Annotated in this window: 9 protein-coding genes and 1 pseudogene; 1 reads left to right on the plus strand and 9 read right to left on the minus strand. The window is 56.7% G+C overall.

Annotated elements, in window-relative coordinates:
- Positions 1–4 precede the first annotated feature (4 nt).
- Together ACL2XO_RS17285 and ACL2XO_RS17290 are read right to left on the minus strand one after the other, a co-directional pair.
- Complete coding sequence (locus tag ACL2XO_RS17285) at positions 5–577, minus strand: 2OG-Fe(II) oxygenase (RefSeq protein ID WP_413741124.1); 573 nt, start codon at positions 575–577, stop codon at positions 5–7.
- A complete protein-coding gene (locus tag ACL2XO_RS17290) occupies positions 574–1,146 on the minus strand; it encodes a methylated-DNA--[protein]-cysteine S-methyltransferase (RefSeq protein WP_413741125.1) in 573 nt (190 codons plus the stop codon). The genes ACL2XO_RS17285 and ACL2XO_RS17290 overlap by 4 nt, the downstream gene beginning before the upstream one ends.
- Positions 1,147–1,422: 276 nt before the next feature.
- On the opposite strand from ACL2XO_RS17290, the gene ACL2XO_RS17295 reads away from it, so the two are divergent.
- Positions 1,423–1,806 (plus strand): ester cyclase, encoded by a 384-nt coding sequence (locus ACL2XO_RS17295; RefSeq protein ID WP_413741126.1) that lies wholly within the window; start codon positions 1,423–1,425, stop codon positions 1,804–1,806.
- A gap of 405 nt (positions 1,807–2,211) precedes the next feature.
- On the opposite strand, the gene ACL2XO_RS17300 is transcribed toward ACL2XO_RS17295, so the two are convergent.
- The 7 genes and pseudogenes from ACL2XO_RS17300 to ACL2XO_RS17330 all read right to left on the minus strand — a co-directional run bounded on the left by ACL2XO_RS17300 (position 2,212) and on the right by ACL2XO_RS17330 (position 10,815).
- Positions 2,212–3,018 (minus strand): ABC transporter ATP-binding protein, encoded by an 807-nt coding sequence (locus tag ACL2XO_RS17300; protein WP_413741127.1) that lies wholly within the window; start codon positions 3,016–3,018, stop codon positions 2,212–2,214.
- A gap of 23 nt (positions 3,019–3,041) precedes the next feature.
- Complete coding sequence (locus tag ACL2XO_RS17305) at positions 3,042–3,878, minus strand: ABC transporter permease (protein ID WP_413741128.1); 837 nt, start codon at positions 3,876–3,878, stop codon at positions 3,042–3,044.
- A gap of 8 nt (positions 3,879–3,886) precedes the next feature.
- A complete protein-coding gene (locus tag ACL2XO_RS17310; RefSeq protein ID WP_203523196.1) occupies positions 3,887–4,852 on the minus strand; it encodes an aliphatic sulfonate ABC transporter substrate-binding protein in 966 nt (321 codons plus the stop codon).
- 227 nt (positions 4,853–5,079) lie between these two features.
- A complete protein-coding gene (locus tag ACL2XO_RS17315) occupies positions 5,080–5,916 on the minus strand; it encodes a hypothetical protein (protein ID WP_413741129.1) in 837 nt (278 codons plus the stop codon).
- 501 nt (positions 5,917–6,417) lie between these two features.
- A complete protein-coding gene (locus tag ACL2XO_RS17320; protein WP_413741130.1) occupies positions 6,418–7,656 on the minus strand; it encodes an acyl-CoA dehydrogenase family protein in 1,239 nt (412 codons plus the stop codon).
- Positions 7,653–9,113: pseudogene (locus ACL2XO_RS17325) on the minus strand (MFS transporter). Before ACL2XO_RS17325 ends, ACL2XO_RS17320 begins: the two are co-directional and overlap by 4 nt.
- 271 nt (positions 9,114–9,384) lie before the next feature.
- Positions 9,385–10,815 carry an LLM class flavin-dependent oxidoreductase gene (locus ACL2XO_RS17330; protein ID WP_413741131.1) on the minus strand — a complete coding sequence of 477 codons (1,431 nt, stop codon included), beginning with the start codon at positions 10,813–10,815 and terminating at the stop codon, positions 9,385–9,387.
- Positions 10,816–10,860 lie beyond the last annotated feature (45 nt).

The following is a 10,860-nucleotide window of genomic DNA, read 5'->3' on the forward strand; positions in this document are numbered from 1 at the left end:
CGTCTCACTTGGCATCGTGGAAGATAAGGCCCACGGTGTGGCGCTTGCCGCTGCGAATGCGGCTTAAGCCGTGCCGCATGGCCACCCTGCGCACGCCTCGCAAGCCCACGGCAGGCCGTTGATTGACCGCAAATACCACCGCGTCACCTTGGCGCAGCGCGACCACATCAGCTCGTTGGCCCTTGGTTGAAAGCTCCGTCATGACGAATTCGCCACCGGCGAAATCCCTGTCGGGCTCCGACAACAGAATAGCCACCTGCAACGGAAAGACATGCTCACCGTAGAGATCCTGGTGAAGACAGTTGGAGTCGCCTTCACCGTATTCGAGGATCAGCGGTGGCAACGGGTACGAGAAGTACTGGTATTCGCCGCGCCCGAACCCGTGGCGAGCCATAACGATTCGTGCGCGGTAACCCCCATCCCGGGCATAGCGCGAAGCAAGTACATCGCACTGCTTCGCTGTCAGCAATCCGGGCAGTATGGCATTTCCGTGGGTATCGAGCGAACGCTCCATACCCGCCCAGTCGTATGTCGCCGCGGGCTGCATGGCGCTGCTTTGACTCGACGCGGCCTTCATACAGCCGACTCCTCGGCCGATTCTTCGGCCAACAGCGCACGTTTGCGCTCAATACCCCAGCGATAGCCGGAGATTGAACCATCGCTGCGCACTACGCGATGGCAGGGAATGGCGATGGCCAATACATTGGCTGCGCACGCGCCCGCTACGGCCCGAACGGCTTCCGGCGCGCCGAGATTTCGCGCCACCTCGCTGTAGCTGCGCGTCTGCCCTGTGGGTATACTGCACAGTACCCGCCAAACCTTCTGCTCGAACGCGGTCCCGCCGATGTCGAGGTTGATCACGCCCTCGGTCACGTCCTGGTCGATAAAGGCGACGATCTGATTGACTTCGTGCTGAAGCAACGGTTGATCAGCTTGCAGTTCGATTGCCGGGAACGCCTCGCCGAGTTGATCACGTAGCGCTTGCACATCTTCGCCAAGAAAGATCGAGCAAATACCGCGCTGGCTCCGGCCAATGAGAACGCTGCCCAGCATCGTCTGACCGGCGGCGAAGCGAATAGGACCTTCCACCGGGCTGCCTGGAGCACGGTAATTGTATTTGAATGTCGAAAAGGAACGAGTTTTCATGGCGCGTCACTCACTTTGTTAAAGAGAGCGATCAGTTTAGAATTCCACGCCTTCTTTGAAACTCCGCTCCTTGCGGTTGAATTTTTTATTGCAAAGATGCCGCTTACCCGTCGGTAAATAACCGGATATTTCTGACTAAAGAGTAGTCAGTAACGTTGACAGGTCCCCAGTCCTAACGGGGTTCCTACCTATACTGCATAGCGCGCATTAACATTTGTGCAGCCTCCATCCACGAATTAAACTTTAGATTCAGAACCGTTTTGGGGAAAAACGAACATGACTTTGCACGCGTTTTATCACGCCTATATAGACTGCCTAAATAAGCAGGATTGGGGTGCGCTTTCGCAATACGTCGCCGAGGATGTCCATCACAATGGCCGACCGCTAAAGTTAGCGGGTTATCGTGCGATGCTGGTAAAAGACTTCCAGGACATCCCCGATCTTCACTTTGTCATCGATCACTTAATATGCGAGCCGCCTTTTATTGCCGCGAGGCTGGCGTTTGACTGCTCGCCCAAAGGCGATTTTTTAGGGTTGAATATCGATGGCCGGCGCGTTTCATTCGCGGAAAATGTATTCTATGAGGTGAGGAGCTACCGGATCGTTGAAGTCTGGTCAATTATCGATAAGCACGCGATCGAACTGCAAATCATGACCTGAGTGACTATTGCAGTATTTTTCCAGCGTTTATATGACTCACAAAATCAGTATTTATGCGACAGGCAAGACGTTATGATTCCCATAGAGGTTTAGCCAGATATCCCGCGCGGGAATAAGCACCCTCAAAGCCGCCAAACTTCGCCACGCAATTTTGAACTGCGAACTCCACCTGTTTTGCAGCCGTGGCATCGCACACCATAAATTGCCGAGCCTGAATCTGGATGGCTTAAAGACCGGATTGCTCTCCCACCTCGGCGTCCACGCGGACCCGGAGCACGCCGGCACATAACCGCCCGGTACAATCCCGGACACCGTCAGTCCCAGTCAAACGCCCGTGCAATCCCGAGCGTATGCGCATACACCGCTCCCCCTTCAGGATTACCGCAATGGCATAACCCTCATCCCTTAAAGGCTCTCCGGCGCACTATCCCGGCTGAAGAACTCGCGGTAGATACTCTGGCGCAGCGCCGTGAGATGTGCGCCGGCGCGGTCTCTGGGCCGCGGTAAATCCACTGAAACAATGCGCTTGATGGTCCCCGGCCGCGGCGACATGATGACAATGCGGTCGGCCAGGAAAAGGGCTTCGTCGATATCGTGGGTCACCAGGATCATGGTGGTGCGCTGCGTCTGCCAGATCCGCAACAGCTCCTGCTGCATGCGGATCCTGGTTAGCGCGTCCAGCGCGCCGAACGGCTCGTCCAGCAACAGCAGTTGCGGACGGCTCGCCAGCGCGCGGGCGATGGCCACCCGCTGCGCCATCCCCCCCGAGAGCTGATGGGGATAACTTTGCTCGAAGCCCGGCAGTCCGACGAGGTCAATATAGTGCGCAACCAGCGCGCTGCGTTCATTCGCGGGCAGATCGCGGATGCCGAACTCCACATTCTTCGCCACCGTTAGCCAGGGCAGCAGCCGATGCTCCTGGAACACCAGTCCGCGGTCCCGCCCCGGTCCGGCAATGGGGTTCTCCCCCAGCGTCACGTTACCGCGGTATCCGCGCTCCAGTCCGGCAATGATGCGCAGCAAGGTGGTCTTGCCGCATCCGCTGCCCCCCACCACGCAGGTGAACTCTCCCGGCGTAATGTGCAGGTTGATGTCATCCAATGCCAGCAATCCGCCCTCGTCCGGACCGAACGCCCCAAACTCCTTGGTCACCCCACGGATTTCCAGGGGCAGGCTCTGGATGTCAAACGCACCGTTACCTACATTGCCCATGCTATTCTCCACGCCGATGCCCATCACCGGGTTTTGTAACTCAGCAGCCTGCGCCCGGCCATTTCCAGCAGGAAATCCGATATTTTCCCCAGTATGGCAAACAGAATCACGCTGGCCAGAATCACCGACGCGCGTCCGGTCATCTGCCCGTCGATCATCAAAAAGCCAAGTCCGCGGCTGGCACCCATCATTTCGGCCGCCACCACAAACATCCATGCCAGCCCCAACCCGCTGCGCAGCCCGACGATGTATTCCGGCAGCACCGCCGGCAAAATCACCCGCCGGATCATCTGCAACCCGCTCAGCCGGTAAATTTTGCCGACCTCCAACAGTTTCGGGTCCACCTGGCGCATTCCGCTGGAAAGATTCAGATAGACCGGAAAAAATGCTCCCAGGGAGATAAGCCCGATCTTCGATGATTCATCGATGCCGAGCCACAGCAAAAACAGCGGCACCCACGCCATGGAGGGGATGTTGCGTAACGATTGCAGCAACGGATCCAGCAACCGGCGGGCCGGCGCGACGTATCCTGTAAGCCCCCCCAGCAGCGTGCCCACCGCCGCCCCCAGCAGAAAGCCGGTGATAATGCGCCATAGCGTAATCGCCGTATGCCGCCACAGATCCCCGCTCAGGCCCAGGTCCAAAATAGTTTGCCCAACCACCGTAGGCGCCGGCAAGGTATTCGGCGGCAGCACGCCCGCACGGGCCAGCGCCTCCCACAGCACCAGTCCGGCGGCCGGGACAATCAGGCCGACGAATTGATTACCGCGGGGCTGTTTTTTCCGGCGGACCGGATGCGTTGTCTGTTCGCGTAATGCCGGAAGCCGCGTCACGGCCTGGTTTTGCTCTACGGTACTCATAGGGTTTCCTATTTGGCTGCGATGACTTGATGAACATACTGCGGATCGATAAGATCGTTAACCGTGGCATTCACATCGGTTGAACCGCTGATAACGCCGCTCTTCTTCAGTACGTCGCCGCTGGCGGCAATCACTTTCTTTTGCTCATCCCCCAGCGTCGAACTGCCTAGGTCTGTCCGTTCCAGCACTTTAGCGGCAATCGCATCGCTGATTTTCGCGTCCCGCACGAACAGCGCGCGAAACTCCGCCGGATTTTGTATCGCCCATAACCGCGCCTTCTCATAGGCCGCCAATACCCGGGCGACATAGGCCGGATACTCCTTGGCAAACGCCTCGCGCACGTTCAGCACGCCATAGCTGTTGAGCGCCACGTCGCGATGGAACAGCCTGGATCCATTCTCCACTTCCGCTTGCGCCATCAGCGGATCGAGTCCCGCCCATGCGTCCACGTCGCCGCGTTCCAGTGCGTTCTTGCCATCGGGGTGCTGCAACGGCACCAGTTCGATATCCTTTTCCGTCAGGCCGACCTGGTCGAGGGAGCGCAGCAGGAACACATAAGGATCGGTACCGCGCGTGACGGCCACTTTTTTGCCCTTCAAGTCTTCCACCTTGGTAATCGGGCTGTCCTTGCGCACCACCAGCGCCGTCCACTCCGGGCGCGAATAGACATAAATGGTTTTGATGGGGTTGCCGTTTGATTTCCCAATAAAGGCCGCCACGCCGGCGGTGGATCCGAAATCAACGCTCTTGCTGTTCAGCAGTTCCAGACTTTTGTTGCTTCCCTGGCTCAGTGTCCACTCCACGGAAATACCGTCTTTAGCGAGTGAGTCCTCCAGGAAATGCTTGTCTTTCAACACCAAGCTCACCGGGTTGTAATAGGCGTAATCCAGCTTGATAACTTGCGGCTTTGTTTCGGCTTCCTTTTTGCAAGCGGTAAGCGAACTCAAACCCATAGTCATAAGAATCGCTACCATAACGGCTCGTGAACGTACCTTCACTGTGTTCTCCCTTAAATCGTCAATGAAAATACCCGTCATACTTCACGTTGCAGATAGGGTGGCTTTCCTGCAACTCGACATATTGAGGGTATAAATTCGAGTGTATGGTCATATCTCGTTTTCAACGCACGTTAACCGGGCTCAACGAGAGCTGCATTCCATTTTTAACGCCTGTTATCAGAGTCGTTGGATATCTGGAAGAATCAGTATTTCCGGTCGCCCCCTGAGCCATGCACGCGCATATGAACCAAATGCTTGTAATCCGGGTGGGACGGATCTTTTTCGATCGCCGCCCGCTCTTTCTGATACAGGCGAATGCTCAGGCTGCCATAAAGCTTGCGGTCTTCTCCCACCGGACACACCTTGGCGCACACGCCGCAAGGCCAACGATTCTCCGACTGCAATACCTGGTGAAACTGCGTGCATTTAATAGCGTCCAGCTCGCAAATCCGCGAGCCCGGCCGCTCGCTCATTGCCTGCGCCGGACAAAGCTGGGAGCAGACCGTGCAGCCTTTCTTGCACAGCTCGCCTTCCACCAGCGCATCGCCTTTCACTTCCACCGAGGTCAGCACCGAGACATAACGGGCCCGCGGCCCGTACTTCGGATTCAGCAGATTGTGGCTATAACCAATGGTGCCCAGGCCCGCATATTTACCCGCGTAGACCTGGCTAAAGCAGGCCGGCATCTTTTTCAATAAAATATCCAGGCTGCCATAGCCATCGCGCGGCATAAAAATGGAGGCGTGGCCCAGATTATTCAGGTATACGGCCAGCCGGTAGCCCATCTGGTCCAGCAGGGTGTTCGTCGTGTCGTACAATACTGTATGGTTGATGGATGGCGTGCTTTCCACAATCGGCAGCAGCATGGGAACACCCAGCACGATAACGGTTTGGGTTTTGCTCCAGATAGCTTGCGGCCAATACTGCGGTTGCAGTTCATTCGCCTCGCTCCAGCGTGAGACCGGTGCAAACCCCACCAGCTCCGCGCCAAGCTTTTTGGCTTCGCGTATAATCTTTCTCTTCAAACCCACTTCGTCCATACCCGGAAATACCCCTTTGTTTTTTTACCTCTATTACCGGCCACAAACGGGCGTACTATTCCTCAGAAATTTATTCTGACAAATTTATCCATCGTTAAACGCTTCGGTAATAACTATCGGCCCAAAAACCGCCATTGCTTGAATAATTAGTACTGCCTAATTTATAAAGCGATAGCGATTATGGGCAACGATTTTTTTAGGCTATGCTTTGCCGGAAAATACCTTATACTGCCTACCCATGCACCGTCATGGGGAAAATCGCCAAGAAACGAATAACGCCCGTAAATTAAAATGCAGTGAAACACTATTATGTAGAAATAATGACTTATCGGTGATACATAATGTATTTTTTTTGCTACTACGGTGTTAGAAAAATATATCCTTAGCGAAAAATAAAATAAGTTTTCCTTCCGGCGGTACGGCGATGGGGATATTGCGCTACTCATCTCCCCGGCCCGGCGCACCTTCTGGTATTTGGTCGTCCTGGAGTGATACCGGCGGCTAAGCCGGTACGGGTTTATCCGGTCCGTTGCCGATTTGCCAGATAAAGGTCGGCTCATGCCCGTTAATCAGATAGTCCCCCACGATACGCGCTTTATAGATCACCGGATTATGGGATGACAGGGTGCGCGCATTGCGCCAATGCCTGTCCAGCGCCTTTGCCGCCCGCGTATCCGACGCACCCAGCGCGTTGAACAGCTCGCCGGCGGCACGCTGCACCCACTGCGTGGCGATAACCTGGGCCTTGTCGGCATCGACTTCCGCCAGGATATTGGCCTGGCGCTCTTGCTGCCCGTCGCCGCTGAAATGCGCCTCATAAGCCTGCTGCAAGGAGTCGGCGGCGCGCAATACGGTGGCCTCCACCGCAAAGGCCCAGGCGCCTATTTGCCCGACCACCTGCTGAATCTGCGCATCATCGCGGGCAAAATCCGCGTTGCCGTGGCTGTAGATGCGACGGCGGCTGCGTACGCCCTGCGCCACATCGCGCTGTACGGCCCGGCCGATACCCGCCAGCGTCGCCAGCAGCACATGTTGATAAAACGCGGTTTGGTAGCGAAAGCGGTCGGCAAAATCATAAACATGTTCCGGCGCCACCTGCGCATGATGAAAACGGGTGGTGCCGCTGCCGGTAGTACGCTGGCCGAAGCCATCCCAATCATCTTCCCGCAGTACCCCCGCCTGGTGGGTGCCCACCAGGGCAATCACACTGCCTCCGGTGTCCGAACGCTGCGCGAATACGTCAATCCAGTCGGCAAACAGCGCGCCGGTGCTGTAGAACTTCTCCCCGTCCAGCCGCCAGCCTTGTTCAGACGGCGTGACCTTGGTCTTCACTTCACCGAGTTTTACCTCGCCGATCTCCGTCCAGCCGCTGCCGACGATGTCTCCGTCGATAAAACGACGAAACCACTGTTCGCGTTCAGGGGAATCAGGCGCGTTCAGCCGGTCTTCCACAAAGGCTATATGCGCCCGCAATGCCTGCGGCAGATTGGAATCCGCCTCCGCCAGCTCAATCAATAACTGAAACAGCTGTGGCAGTGAGGCCCCATAACCGCCCTGTTCTTTAGGGATGCGCAGCGTGCCGAACCCCGCCTCCTTCAGCCAGCGAATCGGTTCCGTGGGCAACGAACGCGTGCTTTCGCGGTCGATAGCGCCCGCGGCGATTTTGCTGAAGATGGGTCTGAACCGCGCGGCAAGCTGCGCGTAATCCGTTCCCGTGGAAATCAAATGCTTATCTGTCATGGTGCCTCCGTAACCTCGTCGTGGTCGTCAATGTCCTGACGGGTGGGCTCATGGCGCACCGCCAGCAGGAAAATAATCGGCAAAATGGCGCACAGGGACACAACCCAGAACATATCGGTGCCGAGACCGGCCTTGAGGATGGGCAGGATAAACAGCGCCAACGCGCTGCCGATACCGGAAAGCGAGCGGCTAAAACCGACGCCGGTGGCGCGTATTGAGGTGGGATAAGAGAGCGCCGGATAGATCATCAGCTGCGCGCCGGGGCCGAAGCCTTCGGCAAACAGCCATAGCCCGAGCATCAATATCGCAAAAACGATGCCGACCGTTGCCTGCGGATGACCAATCAGGGCCAATGCAATCAGCGCGATGAACTGCAGGGCAAAACCGGCGATCGCCACATGGCGCGACGGGTATTTCCAGGCCAAACGCATACCGAGCAGACCGCCGGTAAAGGCAAACAGCGCGTTGAGTCCCAGGGACGCCGAAATGGTTTCGAATACCCCGGCCCCAAGGAACTGCGCCAGGATAGACGGCAGGAAGAAGGCAATCGCGGTGTATTCAAAAGAAATGCAGACATTCATCACTCCGGCAACGATGGTCCGTTCACGATAGGGCTTTTCAAACAGTATCCGAAAGCTGACCCTGGCCGGTTTTATCGCCTTGTGCGCCGGCGTTTCCGCCGCCACCTCATGGGCCTGAATACCATAAGAATCCCGCAGGATGCGTACCGCGCCCGTCAAGTCGCCCTGATTGGCGGCCCACAGCGGTGATTCATTCATAAACTTGCGGCGCACGGCGATAATCAACAGCGCCGGCACCGCGCCAAACAATAACGACGCGCGCCATAGCCAATCGATATGCTCTTTCGGCAGCAGGAAATAGAAGCCGAAAATAATAAAAAAGCATACCGATGAGGCGGCGTACCACATTGGGCACCAGGCGGCAAGCCGGGCCGCTTTATTGCCCTTGCCGGCGAATTTCGAAAATTCGGCCAGGTAGGCCATGGCCACCGGCAAATCAATGCCGACACCGATCCCCATCAGGAAACGCGCGCCGATTAATACCCAGACGTTCGGCGCCAGTCCCGCGGCGATGGCCGAGACTACGAAAAACAGCATATCGGCCATGAAAATCGAATAGCGGCCATACCGGTCGGTAAGCCAACCGCCCACCAGATTGCCGATGATGGTGCCGATCATAATGGATGAGGTAACCAGCCCGGTCAGGGCCGGCGTCAGGCTGAAATCCCTCACCACATCATCTATACCCTAAGAAAGGGTGGTAAGATCGTAGGCATCGAGAAATACCCCGCCCAGCGCCAGAAATACAATCATGCGCGCATAGCTGCTATTATCGCTGCGGGTATTAATCAGCCGCGCCACATCGCTGACCGAGCCTACCGGCGACGATGGAAACGCCGCTTCGGGGGAAAGATCATCTATATTTATCGCACTCATAATATCCTCACTATATTGCTAATAGACACCCGTTATAAAAAAACATTTTTATTAAAACAAATGATGAAAAAACATTATTAAATACGCAAACTACATTTGGGTAAAAAATAAAAGCCGTCACGTATTTTAAAAACGAAGGTAATATTACCGCCGCCGTATTTATCTACGGCTGCGGTTGGGTGATATAATTAACTTCCAGGCGAAACAGTCCTAACCCGTATCATATTCGGTATATGGAATTCTGATACCGCTACGAGCGGGCAGTAGTATTTCAACCATGGCGTCCGTCCCCCTGCCTGTCGGCAGCGAGGCCATCCGCGGCCGCTACGGGACCGGTGTGACGATAGCCCGCCGCCGGATGAGGGGCATACAGGCGTGGACCCTGCCGGAACAGTTTTTCCCGCAGCGTGCCGGCGGCGTAGTCGCGCTTGTAGACCCCGCGCTTTTGCAGTTCCGGGATCAGATGCTCCACCACATCGCTAAAGCTCTCGTGCGTCACGGCATAGGCCAGATTAAAACCGTCGACATCGGTTTCCTCGACCCAGGACTGCAATTCGTCCGCCACCGTCTGCCCGCTGCCCACCAGCAGGGGGCCGAACCCCCCGATGCCTACCCAGTCCGCCAGCCCCTGTACCGTCCATTGCCGGTGCGGATCGGCGGTGGAGAAGGTTTCCACCGCGGACTGAATGGCATTGGTATGCAGGTGTTTTAGCACTTGCTCTGGTTGATATTGGCCAAAATCAATGCCGGTCCAGCCGGAAATCAGCGCCAGAGCGCCCTCATAACTGACATAGGATTTATACTCATTCCACTTCGCCTGCGCCTGCCGGTCGGTTTGGTCAACGATGGCGGTCTGTAGATTGAAAATCAGGATGCCCCGGGGATCGCGGCCGGCTTCGGCGGCGCGGCGGCGAATATCCGCCACGGTTTTCTTCAGTAATACTTTAGAGGGAGCGGCGATAAACACGCATTCGGCGTGTTCGGCGGCAAACTGTTTACCCCGGCTGGACGCACCCGCTTGGTACAGCACCGGCGTGCGCTGCGGCGAAGGCTCGCACAGGTGGATTCCCGGTACCTGGAAGAACGTTCCCTGGTGGTTGATGGGATGGATTTTAGCCGGATCGCTGAAGATGCGCCGCTCGCGGTCGCGCAGCACGGCGCCCTCTTCCCAACTCCCCTCCAGCAGCTTATAAATCACCTGCAGATATTCGTCGGCATAGTCATAGCGGGCATCATGGTCGGTTTGCGCCCGCTGGCCGATATTGCGCGCGCCGCTCTCCAAATATGACGTCACGATATTCCAGCCGATGCGTCCCTTGGTCAAATGATCCAGCGTCGACAGCCGACGCGCAAATGGATAAGGATGCTCGAACGAGAGCGAAGCCGTCAGGCCGAAGCCCAGGTGTTCGGTGACCAGCGCCATGGGCGTGATCAATGCCAGCGGATCGTTGACCGGCACCTGGGCGGCCTGGCGTATAGCCGCATCGCCGTTGCCGTTCAGCACGTCATAGACGCCCAGCACATCGGCGATAAACAGGCCGTCGAATTTTCCCCGCTCCAGCAGGCGCGCCAAATCGACCCAATACTCCAGGTCTTTGTATTGCCAGGAGCGGTCGCGGGGGTGGGCCCATAAACCCGGCGACTGGTGGCCGACACAGTTCATATCAAACGCGTTCAGGCGAATTTCTCGTTGCGATGGCATACTATTATATTCTCCAGGGTTGCAATCCCCTCGTCCAGGCAGGGC

Origin of the sequence: Sodalis sp. RH15, from assembly GCF_047324255.1 — a bacterium.
In the GTDB taxonomy this organism is placed as follows: Bacteria; Pseudomonadota; Gammaproteobacteria; order Enterobacterales; family Enterobacteriaceae; genus Acerihabitans; species Acerihabitans ligni.

Coding starts and splice junctions, on each gene's coding strand:
- ACL2XO_RS17285 (WP_413741124.1), bottom strand. CDS start 577: ATGAAGGCCGCGTCGAGTCAAAGCAGCGCCATGCAGCCCGCGGCGACA.
- ACL2XO_RS17290 (WP_413741125.1), bottom strand. CDS start 1,146: ATGAAAACTCGTTCCTTTTCGACATTCAAATACAATTACCGTGCTCCA.
- ACL2XO_RS17295 (WP_413741126.1), top strand. CDS start 1,423: ATGACTTTGCACGCGTTTTATCACGCCTATATAGACTGCCTAAATAAG.
- ACL2XO_RS17300 (WP_413741127.1), bottom strand. CDS start 3,018: ATGGGCAATGTAGGTAACGGTGCGTTTGACATCCAGAGCCTGCCCCTG.
- ACL2XO_RS17305 (WP_413741128.1), bottom strand. CDS start 3,878: ATGAGTACCGTAGAGCAAAACCAGGCCGTGACGCGGCTTCCGGCATTA.
- ACL2XO_RS17310 (WP_203523196.1), bottom strand. CDS start 4,852: ATGGTAGCGATTCTTATGACTATGGGTTTGAGTTCGCTTACCGCTTGC.
- ACL2XO_RS17315 (WP_413741129.1), bottom strand. CDS start 5,916: ATGGACGAAGTGGGTTTGAAGAGAAAGATTATACGCGAAGCCAAAAAG.
- ACL2XO_RS17320 (WP_413741130.1), bottom strand. CDS start 7,656: ATGACAGATAAGCATTTGATTTCCACGGGAACGGATTACGCGCAGCTT.
- ACL2XO_RS17330 (WP_413741131.1), bottom strand. CDS start 10,815: ATGCCATCGCAACGAGAAATTCGCCTGAACGCGTTTGATATGAACTGT.